This is a genomic window from Limnohabitans rimovensis (SeqCode) (assembly GCF_965234775.1).
Classification (GTDB): domain Bacteria; phylum Pseudomonadota; class Gammaproteobacteria; order Burkholderiales; family Burkholderiaceae_C; genus Limnohabitans; species Limnohabitans rimovensis.
The window spans coordinates 511,212-531,895 of sequence record NZ_OZ248562.1 but is presented as its reverse complement, the minus strand read 5'-3'; the positions used below and the strand labels follow the sequence as shown (position 1 = coordinate 531,895).

Below are 20,684 nucleotides of genomic sequence, written 5' to 3'. Positions count from 1 at the left end.
CCTCAAGTTGAACTGGTGAAGCCACCGTCGATGACGATGATTTCACCAGTCACAAAACGGTTGCCTTGGATCAAGCTCATCATGGTCTCGGCGACATCGTCGGCCGTGACACAGCGCTTGAGTGGCGTGAGCTTGGCGCGCTTGCCCATCAAGTCATCGTATTTATCCCCCAACATGCGCTCCATCCAATCGCCTTCCATCCACCCTGGGGCGACTGCATTCACGCGGATTTCAGGCCCCAGGTTCCAGGCCAGGGTTTTGGTCATGTTGACCACCGCCGCCTTGCTGGCCGCATATGGCAGGGGCTGCGGTCCGGGTCGCAAGCCCACGATGCTGGCGGTGTTGACGATGCTGGGGTTGTGCCCTTTTTTCAGCAGGGGAACGGCGGCGCGTGTGACTTGAAACAGCCCCCTCACATTGACCGCAAAGGTGCGGTCCCATTCAGCCAGGTCCAGGCTTTCCAGGTCTTTGACTTTCCATTTAGCGGTGGTGCCCGCGTTGTTCACCAAGGCATCCAAATGACCAAACTGCGCCTCCACCTGGGCAAACATGGCGCGCACTGCTTTCTCGTCGCTCACATCGCAAGGCAACAGCATGGTCTGAGCCCCCATGCCTTGGGCCAAGGCCGCCACCTCTTGCGCCGCCTTGGCGCTGGAGGCGTAATTGATGGCCACGTCATAGCCCGCTTTGGCCAAGGCCAACACGGCGCTGCGGCCAATGCCCGTGGCACCACCGGTGACCAGGGCTTTTTTTCGATCGTTCATGGGGAAATTACTCAGGGAGGAAGTTGAAAAAACGCTTCAAATGGCGCCCAGCACTGGGCCGCGGGCAACTGTATCAGAGCGCAAAACTGCTGTGGTCAAATCCAGCCCCAACTGAGGCAGTCCACTTGGATTGCCCAACCCCACTCCTCAGAAAGCCCATCGTGAGCAGCGTCAAGATCGATATTTACAACCACGTCATGCCCCCGGCCTATGTGGAACTGGTCAAAACCCATGGCAAAGAGCCCGGCATGGTCAAACGCATGAGCCAATTGCGCATGCTGTGGGACATGCCTGCGCGGGTGGCCATGCTGGACCAATTTCCGGATGTGCAGCAAATCATTTCTTTGGCCGTGCCCTCCCCCGATATGTTGGGTGGGCCGGATGATTCGCCGGCATACGCCAGGGTGGCCAATGAAGGCATGGCCGACATTTGCCGCCAATGGCCGCATAAATTTCCCGGCTTTGTGGCCTCGTTGCCGATGAACAACCCCGAGGCTGCGTTGAAAGAGATGGACTTCGCCATCGATCAGTTGGGTGCCAAAGGGGTGCAAATCCTCACCAGCGTGAATGGCCGCGCCATGGACAGCGCAGAGTTCTTTCCAGTTTTTGAGCGCATCACCCACCACCACCAACTGCCGGTGTGGATGCACCCCACCCGCCCCGGCTCGCGCGCCGACTATCCCAGCGAAGACCGCTCGCAATACGAAATATGGCAGGTGTTGGGCTGGCCGATGGAAACCAGTGTGGCCATGGCGCGGATGGTATTTTCCGGCTTGCTGGAAAAATTGCCCGAGCTGCGCTTGATCACCCACCACTGCGGCGGCATGCTGCCCTACTTTTCAGGCCGCGCCGAAACCTTGTGGGCGCAAATGGGCAGCCGCAGCGCGGATGGTGCTGAGGCCGATGTGCTCAAGCGTTTGTCCAAACCGCCCATCGACTATTTCAAAATGTTTTATGGCGACACCGTGCTGGGCGGATCGGCATCGGCTTTGCGCTGCGGATTGGATTTCTTTGGACCCGACCATGTGGTGTTTGCCAGCGACTGTCCGTTTGACCCGGAAGAAGGCCCGATGTTCATCCGCGAAGGCATCCGCTCCATCGAAGACCTGAACCTGCCGGTGGAAGACGCGCGCAAGATTTATTTCGGCAATGCCTTCAAGTTGCTACGCAGCAAAAACACCTGAATTTCCATTGGAGACACGATGTACCGCAGATCTTTCATCAATACATTCAAATGCTTGTGCGCAGTGGTCAGCCTTTTTTGTGCAGCCAGCACATGGGCCGCTTACCCAGAGCGCACCGTCACCCTGGTGGTGCCCTTCACCCCCGGCAGCGGCAGCGACATCATTGCCCGCATCATCGCGCCCAAGCTGAGCGAGCGCTGGAAACAAGCCGTGGTGGTGGACAACAAGCCAGGGGCGAGTGGCAACATCGGGGCCGATGCCGTGGCCAAAGCGGCGCCCGATGGACACACGTTGCTGATGGCCATCAACACCATCACCATGGCCCCCAACATGTACAAGCGAGTGCCATTTGACCCCACCACCGATTTCACCCCGATCATGAAAATGGCCGTGGCCAATTTCGCCATCGTGGTCAACCCCCAAATTGGCGCCCAAGATTTGGCCGGCGTGATTGCTTTGGCCAAGGCCAAACCTGGACAAATCAACTTCGGTTCACCGGGCAATGGCACACCGCACCACCTGGCCATGGAATTGATGAAGCAACAACTGGGTTTTGACATGCTGCATGTGCCCTACAAAGGCATCAGCAATGCCACCACCGATTTGATCGGCGGGCAAGTTCAGTTGATGTTTGCCAGCGTGCATTCCATGCTGCCGCACGTCAAGTCGGGACGCTTGCGCATGCTGGCAGCCACTGGCGCTGCGCGCTCCCCCATCACACCCACGGTGCCGGTGTTCAAAGAGCTGGGCATTGACTTCATGGACGCGGTGGATTCTTGGTACGCCCTGCTGGCCCCTGCCAAAACATCTGGCGATGTCGTGAAAAGCCTGCACCGTGACGTCAGCGCTGTGCTGGCCTTGCCCGAGGTGCGCGAACAACTGACCGCACAAGGCCTGGCCATCCAAATCAGCAGCCCCGAACAACTCGGGGATTTGGTCAAAGCCGACTACGCCCGTTGGCGCAAGACCGTGGCCGACGCCAAAATCCCCATCGAATAAGCCCGCATCAATGCCCCAAGACCCGGGGCAAATGCACGGCCAGGGATTCGCCATCCTCTCCACGCCAAGCCACGATGTGGTCGGGCCTGATCAAAGCCATGCTGGCTTGGTACAGGGCTTTGAGCTCGGGCACATCGGGCTGCACCAAGCGCAGATCCATGCCCAATGTTTGGGCTTGCGCGAGCACTGCCAATGTGTCCCACGGGCCCTCTCCCAGCAACAGCAACGTCCATTCGCGGTGAAACACATCGAACAGCGACTGCCCATCGGGCATCCATGCATGCGGCGGTCTGCCGCCTGGGCAGGCGGTGGGTTGGTAGTCGTTGGCCGTGTCAGGGGGCGGTGCCGTGCCATCGGCCAAGATCACTGGCGAGCCGTCATAACGCCCGCCGAAGGTCACGCCGGGAATGTTGAATTCCAAACGCACATGGGCATTCAGCACCTCGCTGGCTTGGGCGCGCAAAGACTCGCCCACCTCACCAGGGCTCTCTAAATCAGGGTGGGCTTGGAACAAGCCGACAGAATCGGCAAATTGGCGCGCATAAGCGGTGTTGCGCAAAGCCAAGCGCTTGCGCTCGATGCCGTAACTGTCGAGCAATCCCAAAGGCGAGATGCCTTTGCACACCGAGGCCAATTTCCAGCCCAAATTGACCGCATCTTCCACTGCGGTGTTGTAACCCAAGCCACCCGTGGGGGTGAACAAGTGAGCGGCGTCGCCCATCAAAAAAACACGCCCCTCGGAGAATTTTTCAGCCACCAATGAGTGGCCAGCGGTCCAGTTTTGGGTGGACAAAATGTCCACGTCGACCTCAAAGCCCAACACCTGTCGCATCAACGCCCGCGCAGCCGCATGGTCCAAGGATTGGCCATCTTCGCCCTCGTGCAAGGCGGCATGAAAGGCAAACTCTTGCTGGCCATCCACAGACACCAAAAAACCGCGACGCTCGGCATTGAAGGCCACATACATCCAAGCCCGGTCGTGGGGGATTTGGCTGTAAAGCTGGGAGGAGCGCAGGTACACCGCATGCATCACCCCACCCATGAAGTCGCGCTTGACGCCACTGGCGCCCTCGTAAGAAATGCCCAAAGTGGAACGGACCATGCTGCGCGGCCCATCGGCGCCGATCATGAATTGCGCACGCACATGCACCAAATCGCCACCTTCCACGGGACTCACCCAGGCATCGACATGGTCGGCACCGGCTTCAAAACGCGCCAATCGCCAACCAAAGCGAATGTCGTTGCTGGGCCACTTTTGGGCGTGCTTGAGCAGCACCGGCTCGACCCATTTTTGTGACACGCGGTGGGGCAACTCGGCCGCGCTCCAAGCACCCGTCATGCCGCGAACGCGGCTGGTGGCTTGTGACGGTGTGGGCAAGCGCAAACGCGCCAACTCATGGCCACCCAAGCGGGTGAAGTACGCAATGTCGGTGGGGTGGTCTGGGGGCAAGCCCAGTTGGCGAATTTCTTGCGCAAAGCCCAAGCGGCGGTAATGCTCCATGGTGCGGGCCTGGGTGGCATTGGCCTGGGGATTGAAAGCGGTGGAAGGCTTGGCATCCACCAGCAAAGTGGACACACCACGCATGCCCAGTTCATTGGCCAACATCAAACCGCTGGGGCCGCCCCCCACAATGAGCACAGGAACTTGAATCATGGAAGGGCAGACGGTGGGCAAGGTGCAGAGGTGGCAAACATATACTGGCATTATTTCACCAATCACCACGCTGGCGGCTTGATGAGCCCGCCACATGATGTGATCAAACCCATCAGCATTCAGCAGGAACACCCCATGAAAAAAATCCTTTTGCTTGGCTCAGGCGAATTGGGCAAAGAATTTGTCATCAGCGCCAAACGCTTGGGCTGCCATGTGGTGGCCTGCGACAGCTATGCCGGGGCACCAGCGATGCAAGTGGCCGACGAACACATGGTGTTCAGCATGCTCGACGAAGCGGCGCTGCGCCATGCCATTGCCACCCACCGGCCTGACTTTGTGGTGCCCGAGATCGAGGCCATACGCACCGAGGTGTTGTTGGAAGTCGAGTTGCAAGGCCAAACCGTGATTCCCAGCGCCCGTGCGGCCAACCTGACCATGAACCGCGACCGCATCCGCCAAGTGGCCACCGAACTGGGGGTCCGCACCGCGCGCTATGCATATGCCGAATCGGCCGCCGAGTTGCTGGCCCAAGCCCAAGCCATTGGCTTTCCAGTGGTGATCAAACCGGTGATGAGTTCATCGGGCAAAGGCCAAAGCGTGGCCCACACCGCCGCAGACATTGATAACAGCTGGGATGTTGCCTGTGCGGGCATGCGCGGTGACCGCAAAAAAGTCATCGTCGAAGAGTTCATCCATTTTGAATATGAAATCACCTTGCTCACGGTGCGCCAACGCCATGGGCCCACACTCTTTTGCCCGCCGATTGGCCATGTGCAAGAGCGCGGCGACTACCAATACAGCTGGCAACCCCAGGCGATGTCGGCCGCGCATTTGAAAGCGGCGCAAGACATGTCGGAAAAAGTCACCGCCAATTTGGGTGGCGTGGGTTTGTTTGGTGTGGAGTTTTTTGTCACCCGCGATGAGGTGATCTTCAGCGAGCTCAGCCCGCGACCACACGACACCGGCATGGTCACCTTGGTGAGCCAAAACTTGAGCGAGTTCGACTTGCACGCACGCGCCATCTTGGGACTGCCCATCCCTTTGATCGAAGCCCGCGAAGGCGCCAGTGCCGTGGTGTTGGCCAGCCACGATGGAGTCAACCCGCGCTTTGAAGGTGTGGAACAAGCGCTGAGCGTGCCCGGCGTGGATGTGCGCATTTTTGGCAAGCCCAGCACCCGCCCCTATCGGCGCATGGCCGTGGCCTTGGCCAGCGGCAGCAACGCCTTGGCCACTGCGCGTGCAGCGGCCGCCAAAATCAAGGTGATTTGAGTCATTGCCATCCCATATGTCACGACAGGAGCCCCACATGCCCACACCCCATGCCGCTGAACAGGTTTTTTTCAAAGACCCAGCCATTGATCGCCTCATGGGCGTGACCATGGCTTTGGCCACCGAGGTGTATGTCCTGCGCGATCGGCTTCGCGCACTGGAAACCCAATTGATGGACAAGGGCGCCGTGGATGCACAAAGCCTGAACCAAGAAGTGGCGCCCGAGGTATTGGCCCAACACCAAGCCGATCGGGATGCCTTTGTGGCGCACCTGCTGTCCCCGCTGTTGGGTCAAGAAAGCAGTCGAGGGGTCCAACCATGAGCACGGTCGATGCGCGCGCCTTTTCTGCGGCTCAAGACTTTCTGTTGGGCGCCAAAAAGTTTTGGACCACCCAGATGTACCCGCTGTTGCGTGAGCAAGACCGCGCCCATGTTGCCCATGCGGCGACACCTGTGGACGCCCGCATGCAGGACAACGACTTGTACCCCTTTTACGCCTGGATGGAGCGCCACTTACAGCGCATGAAATACGCCGGCCGCTATGGCCTGGCCCCCTGGCACGAAACCCAGCGCCCGACCCTGGAAGCAACGTTGGCCAAACAGAATGTACCCACGGTGGCCGGATTCCAGGTGCCCGCCTATTACCCCTCATTTGATGTGCATCAGCACCCAGGCGGCCTGATGGGCGACAGCTTGGCAGGCTTTGTTTATGAGCGTGGTGCGCGCTCCACCACCCCATTGGACAAACATTTCGATTTGCACCACCGGTTCACCCGACAAGTCGGTGCTTTCACGAAGCCTCAGCGCATCTTGGATTTGGGTTGTGGCTTTGGCAAAAGCACCCGGCCTTTTGCCCTGCAATTTGCCCAAGCCCAAGTGACGGCCACCGATTTATCCATGCCCTGCTTGAAACTGGCGCAGCATTTGGACGCGCAAGAAAACATTGCCCATGTGCGCTACATGCAAGCCGATGCCTGCGCCACAGGTTTGAGGGATGCGGAATATGACTTGGTCACATCCACCATGCTGTTGCACGAATTACCCACCACGCATCTGGCCGAACTATTTGTGCAAGCCCACCGTTTGCTCGAACCCGGTGGATGGACCGTGCATTTGGATTTTTTACCCCAGGTGCAACCAGGCGCCGATGAGTTCACCCACTTCATTCATGCAGGCCACTCTGTGCGCAACAACGAACCATTTATGCAAAGTTTGGCGGCGTTTGATTTGCAAGGCCACTTGCAGTCCCTGGGCTTCACCGACATCAGCATCACGCCATTTGCTGAAAACGACCAAGCCCTGGCGCCCGCTTATCCCTATTGGCGCTTTCCTTGGACCGTGGTCCAAGCGCGCAAAGCTTTGTGATCAGTTCACCCAACCGCCGCTAATGCGACAGCTTGGGCAACCAAGTGGCCAGGGGTGGAAAAACAATGATCATGGCGATCAGCAGCAGCACGCAACCGATGAAAGGCATCGCCGCCAAATAAATGTCTTTCATCGTCGTTTCAGGGGGCGCGACACCCTTCATGACGAACAACAGCAGGCCAAATGGCGGTGTGGTGTAGCCAATCTCCAGGGCCAAGAGCATGATCAGGCCAAACCAAGTCAGATCGAATCCCAAGGTCTTGGCCAAGGGGAAAAAGATCGGCGCGGTCAGCAACATCATGGAGAGTTGGTCCATGAAGCAACCCAAAAACAAAATCATGGCCAGCATGATCATCAACATGCCCATGGGCGTCAGCTCAAAGGACAAAGCCCAACTCATCAAACCGCTGGAAGCCCCCGTGAACGCCAAAATTTGCGCAAACGTGGCCGAGCCAAAAATGATCAAGAACGACATCACCGTGATGCGCAAAGCCCCTTCCAGCGACTTGACCCAGGCCGACCAGGTCATCTCACCATAACAGGCTGCCAGCACCACCACCGACAAAGCACCCAAGGCCGCAGCCTCCGTCGGCGTGGCCCAACCGGTGAGCATGATCAGCACCGAAAAGGCAATCACCGCCACCATGGGCAGCACATCGACCACGATCAAGCGCAACTTTTCTTGCCGCGACACCGGTTCTGCGGTGTACTGGGGCGCTGCCGTCGGGTCGAAACGTGTCCAGGCCCAAATCAATACCCCGTACATCAGGGCCAACACAAAGCCAGGGATGATGCCAGCAATCAACAAGTCACCCACATCGGTTTGGCCCAAAGTGGCCAGCAGCACTGTCAATGCCGAGGGCGGGATGATCACAGCCAAGCCACCCACCCCCATGATGGGCCCAATCGACAAATACTTGTTGTAGCCGCGCTTGGTCATCTCGGGCACCATCAGCGAGCCCAGCAATGCGCAAGCGCCCATGCTCGACCCGGCAGGGCCCGCAAATGCGGTGCCACCGATCAAGGTCACATACGACAAACGCCCGGGCAAATTGCCCAGCAATTTATCGGCCGCATTGAAGCAGCGGGTGGCCAAATTGGTGTGATAGAAAAGCTCACCCATGAGCAAAAACATGGGGATGGGCACCAAGGCAAAAGAGGTCATGGACCCAAAGCCGTTGTTGACGGTTTGGATGATGCCGTTCGCACCACCCATGAACAAAAAAGCCGCCACCAAGTTGCCGGCACAAAACGCCAATGCCACCGGCACACCCACCAGCATGAAAATCAATGACATGCCAAACAAGGCGGTGGCCGCCCAATACCACTCCAAGTTCATGGCTTGCTCTCGGTTTTTTGCGTCGACAAGGCAGAACTCAAGTCACCGAGGACACTTTCGCCTTTCAGCAGCAGGCGGGTGAATTCAACACCCATCATTAAAAAACCAATGGGAATGAAGATCACCACCATCCAGCGCGGCATGTCCATAGACCGCACATCCACATCGGCCCGCACGTAATTGGTCCAAGTCACCTCAAAACCATACCAAGCGATCAAGCCACACACCATTACACAGCCCACGCCCACGGCAAAAGTCATCCAACGGCGCAAACTTTCATTCACAGACATGAGAAGAATTTCCACATAAACGTGGCCCTTTTCGCGCACCAACCAGGGCGCGCCCAAACACGGCACGATGAGCAAGGCGTATTCGGTGAAGGTGAACAAATGCGCCGAGCTTTGAAACCCGAGGTTGCGCACGATGACATCGATGCAAATGCTGAGCATCATCGCCGCCATCAACAGGCCAGCCAGCCATGCCATGGCATTCACCAGCCATGTGTAGGCGCGGTTCATACAGGTCCGATCAAGAAAATGAAAAATGCGCCCTTGCAGTGAACAAGGGCGCAGTCAGGGAGTTACTTGGCGGGTGCAAACAAATTCTTGAACTTGCTCACATCATCAGAGGCGCCAATTTTGGCCAAACGCTCGCGCATGCGCTCGTAGCTGGCGTTGCGGGCCTCTTCTCCAAACTTGGCGGCTGCGGCAGCACCCAATGAAACGCCTTTCACACCGCGCTTTTCCAACTCAGCAAATTCGCGGTTGCGCAGTTCACGCAAATCTTTCATGGAAGAGACCTCGTGCTCGATCATGACTTTTTGCAGAATTTCTTTGGACTTGTCTGACAAGGAATTCCACTTGCGCACGTTGATGATGACGCCTAAGTCGGTGGTGAAAAAGGGTGGGTCCAAACGGAACTTCAGAAACTTGTCCCAGTTGGCATCCATCAAACCAATTTCGGTCCAACCTGTGGCATCCACCGTGCCGCGCTCGAGTGCGGTGTAGGCCTCGGTCGAAGGCAAGTTGATGATTTGGGCTTTGAGGTAATTGGTGAAAAACGCGTTGTAAATCGGGTTGCCACGCAACTTCACACCGGCGATGTCCAAATTGCCATTGGCATCAATTTTGGGTTGAGACTTGAACCACATGTGGAAACGAATGCCACTGTCCATCCAGCCCAAATACGTCACACCCATGCGGCGAATGTGGGCTTCATTGAGGGCGGCCAAAGCGCCAGATTTGCGTGCCGTGGGGCCATCCAGGGTGCTGGAGCTGACCGCGTCGCACTCGGGCACGCTACCGGCATAAAACGCACAAGGGGTATAGACCATGTCAACCACGCCATCGCGCACCGCATTGGGCTGCTCGAACTGGCCAATGGCCTCAGGGCCACCACGCACTTTGATTTCCACAATGCCTTTGCCTGCGGCATTGACTTTGCGCACATATTCCAAAAAGCTTTTGGAATAGACCCAGGTGGTCGGAAACGCATGGACCGCAGACAAGGTGTCCATGGCCTTGGCGGGCATGGCCCAGGCGGCCACAGAAAGAAGCAAGGCGGGAAGTAGCTTTTTGGTATTCATATGATGAAGTTGATGAGGTTCAAGATGAAAAATGAACAAGTCGCACATCCTAATGATGAACAGGGCGCTTTGCAAGAAAAGTTTGAGGAGGTTTTCCCTTGCCCTGTTGTGCGCCAATGCATCGGCATAATGGCTCGAACACACCGCATTCATTGTCAAAGCCACCATGTCCAGCACCCTCGCCGCAGAACTCCTCAAAAGCCTGGGGCCTTACGGGTTTGTCACAGGGGCTGAAGCCAACATCAAGCACCAGCAAGATTGGAGCGGCCTTCCCCGCACCGTTCCGCTGGGCGTTGTGTATCCGCGCAACACCCAAGAGGTGGCTCAGGTGATTGAGCACTGCCAGCGGCACCAAACCCCGGTGGTCACCCAGGGGGGCTTGACCGGCTTGGCTGGCGGCGCCCACCCCATTGAAAATGGCTTGGTCTTGTCCACCGAAAAAATGTGCGGTGTCTCCAACGTTGACCCGCTGATGGGCACCCTGACCGCTTGGGCGGGCACCCCGTTACAAGAGATTCAAAATGCCGCCGAAGCTGCAGGCTTGTACTTCCCCATCGATTTAGGCTCGCGAGGCTCGTGCACGATTGGGGGCAATTTGGCCACCAATGCAGGCGGCAACAAGGTCATTCGCTACGGCATGACACGTGAACATGTGCTAGGCCTGGAATGCGTGCTGCCGGACGGCAGCGTGCTGTCGTCGATGAATCATTTGCTCAAGAACAACACCGGTTATGACTTGAAGCAACTGCTCATTGGCTCAGAAGGCACCCTGGGTGTCATCACCCAAGTGGTGTTGCGCTTGCAAGCCAAGCCCTTGCACCAACAAAGCGCCATGTGCCGGTGCGACAGCTTTGATCAGGTGTTGCACACCCTGCAACACGCGCGCAAATGTTTGGGCCCGGGGCTGTCCGCATTTGAAGTGATGTGGCCCGAATTCATTCAATGCATGACCACGGGCTTGCCCGATTTGCGCTACCCCTTTGCCCAAAAAGAGGGCTTTCACATCTTGATCGAAGAAGGTCATTTTGCATCGCACCCCCAAGGCGGCGGTTTGCAAAATTGCCTGGCCGAGCTGTTGGAATCTGAGGTGCTGTGCGATGTGGTGATGGCCCAAAGCGAACAAGACAACCAAGATTTGTGGGCCATTCGAGACAGCGTGGCCGAGTACGGCAAAGTCTTGGGGCCCATCATTGGTTTTGACATCGGTTTGCCCACCCCGACCATGCATGCCTCTACCCAAGCCATGCTGGCCGCCATCCATGAACAATGGCCCAACGCCGTGGTGCTGTTTTTTGGCCACGTGGGCGATTGCAACCTGCACGTCGTGGTGCATGTGCCTGGCATGGGAGAAGCACAACCGCATCATGCCGTGGAGTCCTTGGTGTATGCCTGGGTCGAAAAAGTTCAAGGATCCGTTTCCGCTGAACACGGGGTGGGCTTGATCAAAAAGCCTTTTTTGTCCAGCTCGCGTCAACCCGCCGAAATTGCTTTGATGAAAGTCATCAAACAAGCCCTGGACCCACACCATTTGCTCAACCCCGGAAAAATTTTCGACCTGCCCTCGCCGGCTTGAACACCAGACCTTTGTTTGCCTTGAACCAGAAAACACCATGAGCACCACCCACCAAATATGGATCCAAGGAGCCACCGATCGTGTGGCCCATTCGCCCTACATCACCCAGCTCGAAGCCCATGTCAAACGCATCATCGACCCCGCGTTCAGCCACAGCTTCAACACCACCACGCCGCCGGCCACCACGACACATGCTGTCACCGAATTTCGCATGGCTCGCAACTTCATGAAGAACGCGGTCATCGCCCAACAACAAGGCTACAGCGCCATTGCCATCTCGCACTTTCAAGATGCCGGTTTGGCCGAGGTCAAGTCTTTGGTGGACATCCCCGTCATTGGCTTGGGCGAAACCACCATGATGCACGCTTGCACCTTGGGCCGAAAATTTGGCCTCATCACCATCAACCCCGTCTTTATTCCTTGGCATGAAGACCAGGTGATTCGCTATGGCTTGACCCAGCGCTGCGTGGGCGTGCGGGCGGTCAATTGCAAGGTGAGCGATTTCATGCACGCCTTTGCCACCGAAGAAGGCTATGCCGAGTTGGCCCCCAAATTCCAAAAAGAGGTGGACCATCTGTTGGCCGCTGGTGCCGATGTCATCGTCCCGGCCGGTGGTCTGCCGATGATGATGTTCGGTGGCCGACAAGACCACCGCAAAATTCGCATCCAAACCGAGGGCGCACCCATCATCAATGGCATCACCGTGATGATCAAGGCGGCCGAGATGGCTGTGCGCATGCGCCAGTTGGATGACATCGCGGTGAGCCGGCGCAGCAACTACGCCCATCCGCCCGAGCAGGCCTTGAAAGAATTTTTAGAGCAAGGCTAAAAGGCCATCAACCCTGCGGAAACGGGGTTGACGCCAGGGTTTGCGGGCCCACGTCCTGAATGCGGGACAAACCCAATTGGGACAAAGTCACCCACAGCTCTTCGCGCAAGCCAGCCAGCCATTGCTGTAAACCGGCCTCGCCCCCGGCGGCCAGGGCATACAAAACAGGCCGACCCAACATCACCAGATGGGCGCCGCAAGCCAAGGCTTTCACGATGTCCTCACCGGTGCGCACACCACTGTCAAAAACCAGTGGAAAGTTCGGGCCCAGGCGTTGTCGAATTTGGTGCAAGGCACTGATGGCCGATGGCGCGGCATCGAGTTGTCGGCCACCATGGTTGGACACATAAATCGCATCCACGCCCATGCGGGCAATGCGCTCGGCATCGTCGGGGTGCATCACCCCTTTGACGATCAGCCGCCCCCGCCACTGTCCACGCAAGCGCTCCAAAAAAGCCCAATTGGCCCCCGCACGCGAAGCATGGCGGTCAAACCCACCTTGGAGGGGGTCGAAGTTGGCTGGTGCGGGCGCCCCCGCCCAGAGCGTGGCCAAAGACCAACGGGGGTGCAGGGCAAAGTCCACAAAATGACGCGGCTGCATGCGAAACGGCATCTGAAAACCATTGCGGACATCGCGCGGGCGTGGGGCCACTTTGGGCACATCCACCGTCAGCACCAAGGTGTCATACCCGGTTTGGGCCGCCCGCTGGGCCAGCGCCAAACCCGCGTCGGCAGAGCCGCTCACATACAGCTGAAACCAGGCTTGACCGCCACTGTCTTTGAACATGCGCTCCAGCGGGCTTGATGCTGCGGTGGACACCCCCAGCGGTACCACCATCTGACGCGCCAAAGACGCCAACACCTGGTCCGCACCCGGCCAAGCCAAATTGCACATGCCCATGGGTGCGATGCCAAATGGCAGGGAATAGGGTTTGCCTAAAAATGTCGCACCCAGGTCTGGGGCTTGCAAATCGGCCAACACCCGGGGGGCCAACTTGACCAAGGCCAAATCGCCGGTGTTGCCCAAAGCCGCGCTCTCTTGACCCGCAGCACCATCGATGTAATCGAAAACCAATCGCGGCAGGCGTTTTTGCGCCCAGCGGCGGGCGTCGATGTGGGTGATGGCGGGGTTGGGCATGGATAGAAAACGCTTGTCAAAGCGCGGTACGTGCCGAGTCTATCTGTAGATGACCGGTTGGGAAATGTTGGACACCACCCAAGCCGTCATCGGCTTGCGTCATATTGAGATGCCAATCATTCGTCAAAATTGCTGAAATTACAAATTAAATGATAAAATCAAAATTAATTTTTAACCTTTCCAAGGAAACCATGAAATCACATATCGTTGCGCTGTCAGTTGCTCTTGCCTGTACCGGTGCATTTGCACAATCCAAATCAAAGTCCAGTGATGACTCCATGTATGTATCCGTCGGATACCAATCGGGGCAATATACGAGCAGTGATCTGACGAATTTGTCCAATGCCAACCATTTGGTCCTTTCGGTGGGCAAAAACATGTCCGCAAATTATGCTTTGGAGGGTGTTTACGCCTCTGGCATGAGTGATTCAAGCACGACATCACTGGGCACTGCCATCAACATCAAATTGACCTCATCCTATGGTTTGTACGTCAAACCAAAAATGAAAATCAATGATTCCATTGAAGTTTTTGGGCGCTTAGGCTACTTCAACTCTAAGGCAACTATTTCAGTGCCCGCTTTCCCAGCACTCAACTCCGACGCAAGCGGCACTTCACCATCCTGGGGTTTGGGCACAAGCATGAAGTTCACCGACACCATCTATGGCACATTGGATTGGATGCAGATGTACAAAAAAGATGGCTTCGATGTCAAGGGATTGGGCTTGAGCGTTGGCTACAAGTTCTGATCACCTCACCTGATCAAGCAAAGCCCACTTCGGTGGGCTTTTTTCATGGCTGAACGCTTTGTGGCGGCGTCGGTTTGGGCTTGTCGCGCTCTTTTTGATATTGGTCGTAAGGCGGCAGTATTCGCGGATTGGGGATGTTGGGGTCGGCGTTGATCTTTTGCTGGCTTCTGATGCCCTCGTAGATTGACTCGGCGCTGATCGCGCCACAGCCAGCCAAGCAAACGAACACTGCCCCGCAAAAGATGTGCTTCATGAACGGCTTCTTTCTTCATTGAATATGCGGATGAACAAGTACCGATTTTCGCAAGTTCATTGCAGTGTGATACAAAATGGCAGACCTGGGCCGACTCCATCTCAAAAACGGCGATGGTTGAACTTGCAGGGGTGGTGCTGGTGCTGGTGTATGTGATGCGTGAACCCAACCAAGTGCGGTCCATATCTCTGCGCCGCGCATCCAAACAAGAAAGGACGCTGTATGCCCAAAACACCCACTAAACCCTCAGCAACCGATTGGGCACGTGTCAGGCGTGAAGCCACCCAAGACGCGCCCATTGCACACAACCCCACTGATGGCCCCTACAACCCAAACAATGCTGATGCCGTGGCCGCTTATTGGCAACAGGCCAGCATCAAGCGAGGGAGAGGCAGGCCTGCCGCCGCCGTCAAGCGACCTACTCTGAACATGCGAGTGGATGCCGATGTTTTGGAAGCCTTCAAGGCCACCGGGCAAGGGTGGCAAACCCGCATCAATGCCGCGCTGCGAGAAGCTGTGGCGCATGGGCTGCCCAAGGCGTGAGTTCCTCTCTGCCTGTCTAAGCCTGCAACCCCAAAAAGCAAAAAGCCCAAGCGGTGAGGCTTGGGCTAAGTGCTTGATTTACTTGGGGTGGCTGATGGGGCTCGAACCCACGACAACAGGAATCACAATCCTGGACTCTACCAACTGAGCTACAGCCACCGTGTTCAAAGATTATAAACGCAGGTGCAGGCGAACAAAGCACAACCCCTGCGGTGCCGACAAACAGTCTTATGGTTTTGGTTCGGGCACCATGATTTTGACTTTCAGTTTTTCCTTCAAGTCGTTGTAGTAAGCCACGCTTTCGGCCGCAGCCATCCAGCGGGTGATTTGGGCCATTTCTTCTTTGCGGGGTGGCGCGGTCGAATTGTTCTCGCGGGCCACGACTTTGCTGATTTTCACCACCACATGCCCAGCGTTGCCCACTGCCAACTCGACCCAAGCGGGCAAATTTTGCGCAGGTGCACGCATCACCGCCTCGACCACCTCGGAGGGCAATTGCAGGTTTTGCTCACGTGACAAGGTTTGCACCGGGCCCAGGTTGGTCACAGGCTTGTCGGCCTTGCCATCGGCGAGTTTGGCCAGGGCTTCTTCTTTGGCCAGTTTGAGGGCTTGCTCTGCCTTCCAAAGGGCCGTGACACGCTCAGAGACCTGGTCCAAGGGCAGTGTTTTTTCGGGATAGTGTTTGACCACCCGCACCGACACCAACTGGTTGGCGCCAAACTCAACCGCTTCGGTATTGCGCATTTTTTCGGTGGCATCGGATGAGAACAAGGCCGCCAATACCTTGGTGTTGGCCAAAGGCCCCTTGTCACCCGCAACAGGCGTGCGCCCCACCCCTTGCGCCGACTGGATGTCGAGCTTGAGTTTGTCGGCGGCGGGCTTCAGGGTGTCGGATTGTTCGTACACCAGGTTGGTGAATTGCTCTGCGGCTTCAGCAAACTTTTTGCGCGCTTGTTCGCGGCGCAAATCGGCCTCCAAGCCGGCTCGGGCCTGGGCAAAGGTTTGCAACTGCGGGGCTTTGATGTCGGTGACTTGGATGATGTGGAAACCGAATTCGGTTTCCACCAAGGGGCTGATCTCGCCCTTATTCAAAGCAAACGCAGCATCCTCAAAGGCCTTGACCATGGCACCCCGGCCAAAAAAGTCGAGGTCACCGCCCTTGGCCGCAGAGCCCGGGTCTTGGGAGTTCTTTTTGGCCAACTCAGCAAATTGCTGGGGAGACTTTTGCAAGGTATCCCGCAGGCTTTGGGCCAAGGCTTTGGCCTTGTCGCGCTCGGCCGCTGGGGCGTCTTTGGCCGCACCAATCAGGATGTGACTGGCCCGGCGTTCGACGTTGTTGCTCAAGCGCTCTTGGTTTTGCTCGAAATATGTTTTGACATCTTGCTCGTTGAGCGAGATGGTTTTTTCGATCACCGACAAGTCCAGCACCACATATTGCACGTCGGCCTTTTCCACAGATTTGAACTTGGCGGTATTGGCGTTGTAGTAGGTCAGCAAAGCGGCTTCGTCGGGCTTGATGTTGGCCATTTGCTCAGACGCCAAAAAGCGGGCTACTTGGATTTCGCGTTTTTCGTAAAAGGCGTCCAATGTGATGCCAGCCACCGTTTTTCCCACCAAACTGCTGGCCCCCAAAGCCCCAACGACTTGGCGCGAGGCCAGATCGGCGCGCACATTGGCCTCGAACATTTCAGGCGACAAGCCCTGGGCGGACAAGAGCTGGCGATAGCGGTCTTTGTCTACGCTGCCATCGGGTCGACGCAAAGAGGCAATGGTGGGGTTTTGCATCAACTCCTCAGCGACGCGTTGGTCGCTGGCCGATAGCAGTTGCTTTTGGGCCGCAGCCATCAACACCCGGTCGCGCACCAAGCGCTCCAAGGTGCCATAGCGGGCTTGGGGTGAGTCCAACAATTTGGGGTCCAGGCCTGGGGCCTGAGCACGGAAACGCTCGGCCTCGGCACGGTGGGCGTTGTCCCACTCGGTTTGGGTGATGTCCACGCCGTTGACGGTGGCGACCACGGCGCCTTTGTCCATGAAACTGTTGTAACCATCGATGCCAACCAGCGCAAATGCCGGGAATATGAGCAGCACCAATAAGAACTGCATGATTCTTTTATGGTTGCGAACGAAATCAAACATGCAATCTTTCTCATGGGTCAAGAAAAAAGGCAAACACCGTTCGCCTTTGATGGTGTGGGTGGTGGTGGGTGCTGACGGTCTCGAACCGCCGACCTACGCCTTGTAAGGGCGCCGCTCTACCAACTGAGCTAAGCACCCCACCTGTTCTTCAGTTCAAAGCGTCTTTCAACGCCTTGCCCGGACGAAACTTTGGCACCTTGGCGGGCGCGATTTTAATCTCCGCGCCGGTGCGAGGGTTGCGACCGATTCTGGCCTCGCGGTGACCCACCTCAAAAGTCCCAAAGCCCACCAGGGAAACCGAGTCACCTTTTTGCAAAGCCGCTTGCACCGCGGCCAACGCGGACTCCAGGGCGCGGGTGGCACTGGCTTTGGAAATATCGGCTTGTAGGGCGATGTGGTCGATGAGGTCGGATTTGTTCACAGGGTGTTCCTTATGCGTGGTTGATGCCGTGACGGCGAATTCATTCCCCCAAAACCGCCATGCAAGCCGCGCGACTTGCGTGGCCTTTGCAGCATGGGCAACAGGGGCCCCGCTCGGCGGTTCAGCCCCATGAATGGTTGTCAAACCACCCAGCTTGCTGAGGAGGGCGGATTCTAAGCAGGTTTTTCAATTCACCAAGCAAGAACGAGAAAAATTGACATGGCTGGATACTTAAGCATTGCCAACGGCCTGGGCGATGGCTTGGCCCAGGTCGCTGGTGCTGGCTTTGCCGCCCAAGTCTGGTGTGCGCGGAGCGCCGCTGCCCGGGGCCAAGACCGCTTCAATGGCTTGCAAAATGGCGTCATGGGCTTCCTTGTGGCCCAAGAACTCCAGCATCATGGCGCCGCACCAAATTTGGCCAATGGGGTTGGCGATGTGGCGCCCGGCAATGTCGGGGGCCGACCCATGCACCGGCTCAAACAAAGAAGGAAAGCGCCGCTCAGGGTCCAAATTGGCGCTGGGGGCAATACCGATGGTGCCGGTACAAGCCGGGCCCAAGTCGCTGAGGATGTCGCCAAACAAGTTGCTGGCCACCACCACATCAAAAAACTCGGGGCGCTGCACAAAGTGCGCGGTCAAGATGTCGATGTGGAACTTGTCCCAATGGATGTCTGGATAGTGTTTGGCCATCTCAACCACCCGCTCGTCCCAGTACGGCATTGTGATGGCGATGCCATTGGACTTGGTGGCGCTGGTGAGGTGTTTTTTCGGTCGTGATTGGGCCAGCTCAAACGCAAACTTCAGCACCCGGTCCACACCAATGCGCGACATGATGCTCTCTTGCATGACGATTTCGCGCTCGGTGCCCGGGTACATGCGCCCGCCCACGCTGGAGTACTCGCCTTCGGTGTTCTCGCGCACGATGTACATGTCAATCTCGCCGGGTGCACGGGCACTGCCGTCGCGCCGCACCACCGGCGCAATGATGCCGGGCATCAAGCGCGCTGGGCGCAAATTGATGTACTGGTCAAACTCGCGCCGAAACAACAGCAGCGAGCCCCACAAGGACACATGGTCGGCAATTTTGTCGGGCCAACCCACGGCGCCAAAGTAAATTGCGTCATGACCGCCAATCAGGTCCTTCCAGTTGTCGGGCAGCATTTGGCCATGGCGCTCAAAGTAGTCCCAGCTGGAAAAGTCAAAGTGGTCAAACTGCAAGCCAATGCCAAAACGCCGGGCTGTGGCTTCCAACACCCGCAAACCTTCGGGCATGACTTCTTTGCCAATGCCATCCCCGGCGATGACAGCGATGCGGTGTGTGGTCATGACAAAACTCCCTTTGAATCAAATGAAAGGTGAACAAGCAACAACAAATGCCCCACTTTGGTCGCCAATACAGACGGGTACAGGCTATGCCTCAGCCCGTGGCACGGGCGCCGCCGCCGGGTATTTGACCACCAAGGCCACCCCCAACACGGTGCACACGGTGCCCACAATGGTCATGCCGGTGACAGCTTCATCAAACAGCAGCCAGGCCATAAAAGCCGTGCTGGGCGGCACCAGGTACATCAAGCTGGTGACCGCTGCCGCAGCGCCCCGCTGGATCATCATGTAGAGCAAGGAGCTGGCCCCCAAACTCAAAGCCAACACCGACCACGCCAAAGCGCCCACCAATTGGGGAACCCATTCGATGGCCTCGGTCTCCAGCGCTGCCAAGGGCAGGGTCACCAGCAAAGCGGCCATCAACTGCACCGCACTGGCGGTGCGCACATCGCAAGGGGCCACATGGCGTTTTTGATACAGGGTGCCGGTGGTGATGCACAGCAATGAGGTGACGGTCAGGCCCAAGGTCCAGGCGCTGACCTCGGCAGTGAGTTGCAATTTTTGCCACACCACCAACACCAAACCCGCCAGACCCAAGGCCAAGCCCAGCCATTGGGCCCGCCCCACCCGGCTGCCGCGGTGGGCCAACCACACAGCGGTGAGCACCGGTTGCAAACCCACCACCAAGGCCGACAAGCCCGCCCCCATGCCTGCTTTCACCGCCAACCAAACGCCGCCCAAATAGCCTGCATGCATCAGCAAGCCGGTGATGGCCAAGTGGCGCCACTGCGCGCTGTCTTGCGGCCAGGCCACGCCGGACCAAGCAATCCAGGCCAAAAAGCAGGCGATGCACAAAGCGTAGCGCCAGGCCAAAAAGCCCATGGGCGGGGCATGCGGCATGCCAAACCGAGCAACGATGAAGCCGGTGCTCCAAATCATCACAAACACCACGGGCATGAATTTCACCCAAGGCTGGGTGCTGGGGTCTTGCATCAGTTGCCGTGCGCCCGAATGATGGGCAAGGCTTTCTTCAGGTAATACATCATGGACCAGACGGTCAGAACCGCAGCCACCCAAATCAACACTTGTCCCACCAAGCGGGTGTCGATCAAGCCTGCGATCAGTCCGTCGTAAAACAAAAAGGGGATGGCCACCATTTGCACCGTGGTTTTGACTTTGCCCAACATGTGCACCGCCACGCTTTTGGAAGCCCCCATCTGGGCCATCCATTCGCGCAAGGAGGAGATGGCGATTTCACGACCAATGATGATCAAGGCCACAAACACATCTGCGCGGCCCAAATGCACCAGCACCAACAAGCAAGCACAGACCAAAAACTTGTCGGCGACCGGGTCCAAAAATGCCCCAAAAGCCGAGGTTTGGTTGAGCTTGCGGGCCAGGTAACCATCCAGCCAATCGGTCAAGGCAAACACCACAAACATGACGGTGGCGATCAAATTCGCCACGGGCAGCGTGATGGGCAGATAAAACACCAACAAAATCAAGGGGATCGCGACAATGCGCGTCCAGGTCATGATCATCGGCAGGGTGGAAAACATG

Annotated in this window: 22 protein-coding genes and 2 tRNA genes; 10 read left to right on the top strand and 14 right to left on the bottom strand. The window is 57.4% G+C overall.

The window, feature by feature from the left end:
* Positions 1-2: 2 nt before the first annotated feature.
* Positions 3-764: an SDR family NAD(P)-dependent oxidoreductase gene (locus AC8GFZ_RS02555; RefSeq protein ID WP_506642036.1), complete on the bottom strand. Its 762-nt coding sequence runs from the start codon at positions 762-764 to the stop codon at positions 3-5.
* A gap of 161 nt (positions 765-925) precedes the next feature.
* On the opposite strand from AC8GFZ_RS02555, the gene AC8GFZ_RS02550 reads away from it, so the two are divergent.
* Together AC8GFZ_RS02550 and AC8GFZ_RS02545 are read left to right on the top strand one after the other, a co-directional pair.
* Complete coding sequence (locus tag AC8GFZ_RS02550; protein WP_506642034.1) at positions 926-1,948, top strand: amidohydrolase family protein; 1,023 nt, start codon at positions 926-928, stop codon at positions 1,946-1,948.
* Positions 1,949-1,966: 18 nt separating this feature from the next.
* On the top strand, positions 1,967-2,947 hold the full coding sequence (locus AC8GFZ_RS02545; protein WP_506642032.1) for a Bug family tripartite tricarboxylate transporter substrate binding protein: 981 nt from the start codon (positions 1,967-1,969) through the stop codon (positions 2,945-2,947).
* Positions 2,948-2,954: 7 nt separating this feature from the next.
* On the opposite strand, the gene AC8GFZ_RS02540 is transcribed toward AC8GFZ_RS02545, so the two are convergent.
* The gene (locus tag AC8GFZ_RS02540; protein WP_506642030.1) at positions 2,955-4,601 is read right to left on the bottom strand and encodes an FAD-dependent oxidoreductase; all 1,647 of its coding nucleotides are present in this window, start codon (positions 4,599-4,601) and stop codon (positions 2,955-2,957) included.
* 81 nt (positions 4,602-4,682) lie between these two features.
* Here AC8GFZ_RS02540 and purT point away from each other — a divergent pair, with 81 nt between their 5' ends.
* Genes purT through AC8GFZ_RS02525 form a run of 3 tightly spaced genes read left to right on the top strand, consistent with a single transcriptional unit; the run spans position 4,683 to position 7,235 of the window.
* Complete coding sequence (gene purT / locus AC8GFZ_RS02535) at positions 4,683-5,870, top strand: formate-dependent phosphoribosylglycinamide formyltransferase (RefSeq protein WP_506642028.1); 1,188 nt, start codon at positions 4,683-4,685, stop codon at positions 5,868-5,870.
* Positions 5,871-5,907: 37 nt separating this feature from the next.
* On the top strand, positions 5,908-6,192 hold the full coding sequence (locus tag AC8GFZ_RS02530; RefSeq protein WP_506642026.1) for a hypothetical protein: 285 nt from the start codon (positions 5,908-5,910) through the stop codon (positions 6,190-6,192).
* Positions 6,189-7,235: a class I SAM-dependent methyltransferase gene (locus AC8GFZ_RS02525; protein WP_506642024.1), complete on the top strand. Its 1,047-nt coding sequence runs from the start codon at positions 6,189-6,191 to the stop codon at positions 7,233-7,235. Before AC8GFZ_RS02530 ends, AC8GFZ_RS02525 begins: the two co-directional genes overlap by 4 nt.
* A 19-nt stretch (positions 7,236-7,254) precedes the next feature.
* Here the strand turns inward: AC8GFZ_RS02525 and AC8GFZ_RS02520 are convergent, their stop codons facing one another.
* The 3 genes from AC8GFZ_RS02520 to dctP form a co-directional block, all read right to left on the bottom strand.
* Positions 7,255-8,574: a TRAP transporter large permease gene (locus AC8GFZ_RS02520; protein ID WP_506642022.1), complete on the bottom strand. Its 1,320-nt coding sequence runs from the start codon at positions 8,572-8,574 to the stop codon at positions 7,255-7,257.
* Entirely contained in the window at positions 8,571-9,092 is a 522-nt protein-coding gene (locus tag AC8GFZ_RS02515; protein ID WP_506642020.1) for a TRAP transporter small permease, read from the bottom strand. Before AC8GFZ_RS02515 ends, AC8GFZ_RS02520 begins: the two co-directional genes overlap by 4 nt.
* A gap of 62 nt (positions 9,093-9,154) precedes the next feature.
* Positions 9,155-10,159 carry a TRAP transporter substrate-binding protein DctP gene (dctP, locus tag AC8GFZ_RS02510; protein WP_506642018.1) on the bottom strand — a complete coding sequence of 335 codons (1,005 nt, stop codon included), beginning with the start codon at positions 10,157-10,159 and terminating at the stop codon, positions 9,155-9,157.
* 166 nt (positions 10,160-10,325) lie between these two features.
* Here dctP and AC8GFZ_RS02505 point away from each other — a divergent pair, with 166 nt between their 5' ends.
* The gene (locus tag AC8GFZ_RS02505; RefSeq protein ID WP_506642016.1) at positions 10,326-11,732 is read left to right on the top strand and encodes an FAD-binding oxidoreductase; all 1,407 of its coding nucleotides are present in this window, start codon (positions 10,326-10,328) and stop codon (positions 11,730-11,732) included.
* 37 nt (positions 11,733-11,769) lie between these two features.
* Positions 11,770-12,561 (top strand): aspartate/glutamate racemase family protein, encoded by a 792-nt coding sequence (locus tag AC8GFZ_RS02500; RefSeq protein WP_506642014.1) that lies wholly within the window; start codon positions 11,770-11,772, stop codon positions 12,559-12,561.
* Positions 12,562-12,568: 7 nt separating this feature from the next.
* Here AC8GFZ_RS02500 and AC8GFZ_RS02495 read toward each other — a convergent pair whose 3' ends face one another.
* Positions 12,569-13,699: an alpha-hydroxy acid oxidase gene (locus AC8GFZ_RS02495; protein WP_506642012.1), complete on the bottom strand. Its 1,131-nt coding sequence runs from the start codon at positions 13,697-13,699 to the stop codon at positions 12,569-12,571.
* Between the two features lie 191 nt (positions 13,700-13,890).
* Between AC8GFZ_RS02495 and AC8GFZ_RS02490 the strand changes: the two genes are divergently transcribed.
* The gene (locus AC8GFZ_RS02490; RefSeq protein ID WP_506642010.1) at positions 13,891-14,448 is read left to right on the top strand and encodes a porin family protein; all 558 of its coding nucleotides are present in this window, start codon (positions 13,891-13,893) and stop codon (positions 14,446-14,448) included.
* A 43-nt stretch (positions 14,449-14,491) separates the two neighbouring features.
* Here the strand turns inward: AC8GFZ_RS02490 and AC8GFZ_RS02485 are convergent, their stop codons facing one another.
* Complete coding sequence (locus AC8GFZ_RS02485; RefSeq protein ID WP_506642009.1) at positions 14,492-14,701, bottom strand: hypothetical protein; 210 nt, start codon at positions 14,699-14,701, stop codon at positions 14,492-14,494.
* 113 nt (positions 14,702-14,814) lie between these two features.
* Between AC8GFZ_RS02485 and AC8GFZ_RS02480 the strand changes: the two genes are divergently transcribed.
* Both AC8GFZ_RS02480 and AC8GFZ_RS02475 read left to right on the top strand, forming a co-directional pair.
* Positions 14,815-14,943 carry a BrnT family toxin gene (locus tag AC8GFZ_RS02480; protein ID WP_506642007.1) on the top strand — a complete coding sequence of 43 codons (129 nt, stop codon included), beginning with the start codon at positions 14,815-14,817 and terminating at the stop codon, positions 14,941-14,943.
* Entirely contained in the window at positions 14,924-15,244 is a 321-nt protein-coding gene (locus tag AC8GFZ_RS02475; RefSeq protein WP_506642005.1) for a BrnA antitoxin family protein, read from the top strand. Before AC8GFZ_RS02480 ends, AC8GFZ_RS02475 begins: the two co-directional genes overlap by 20 nt.
* 83 nt (positions 15,245-15,327) lie before the next feature.
* On the opposite strand, the gene AC8GFZ_RS02470 is transcribed toward AC8GFZ_RS02475, so the two are convergent.
* From AC8GFZ_RS02470 to pgsA, 7 genes are all read right to left on the bottom strand, one after another.
* A tRNA-His gene (locus AC8GFZ_RS02470) sits at positions 15,328-15,403 on the bottom strand.
* 69 nt (positions 15,404-15,472) lie between these two features.
* Positions 15,473-17,380: a SurA N-terminal domain-containing protein gene (locus tag AC8GFZ_RS02465; protein WP_506642003.1), complete on the bottom strand. Its 1,908-nt coding sequence runs from the start codon at positions 17,378-17,380 to the stop codon at positions 15,473-15,475.
* Between the two features lie 62 nt (positions 17,381-17,442).
* A tRNA-Val gene (locus AC8GFZ_RS02460) sits at positions 17,443-17,518 on the bottom strand.
* Between the two features lie 10 nt (positions 17,519-17,528).
* Positions 17,529-17,945, bottom strand: coding sequence for an HU family DNA-binding protein (locus AC8GFZ_RS02455; protein WP_506642001.1), 417 nt, complete (start codon positions 17,943-17,945; stop codon positions 17,529-17,531).
* An 87-nt stretch (positions 17,946-18,032) separates the two neighbouring features.
* Positions 18,033-19,127, bottom strand: a complete 1,095-nt coding sequence (locus AC8GFZ_RS02450; protein ID WP_506641999.1) for a tartrate dehydrogenase — start codon at positions 19,125-19,127, stop codon at positions 18,033-18,035.
* Between the two features lie 84 nt (positions 19,128-19,211).
* Positions 19,212-20,117, bottom strand: a complete 906-nt coding sequence (locus AC8GFZ_RS02445) for a DMT family transporter (RefSeq protein ID WP_506641997.1) — start codon at positions 20,115-20,117, stop codon at positions 19,212-19,214.
* Complete coding sequence (gene pgsA, locus AC8GFZ_RS02440; protein ID WP_506641995.1) at positions 20,117-20,683, bottom strand: CDP-diacylglycerol--glycerol-3-phosphate 3-phosphatidyltransferase; 567 nt, start codon at positions 20,681-20,683, stop codon at positions 20,117-20,119. The genes AC8GFZ_RS02445 and pgsA overlap by 1 nt, the downstream gene beginning before the upstream one ends.
* Position 20,684 lies beyond the last annotated feature (1 nt).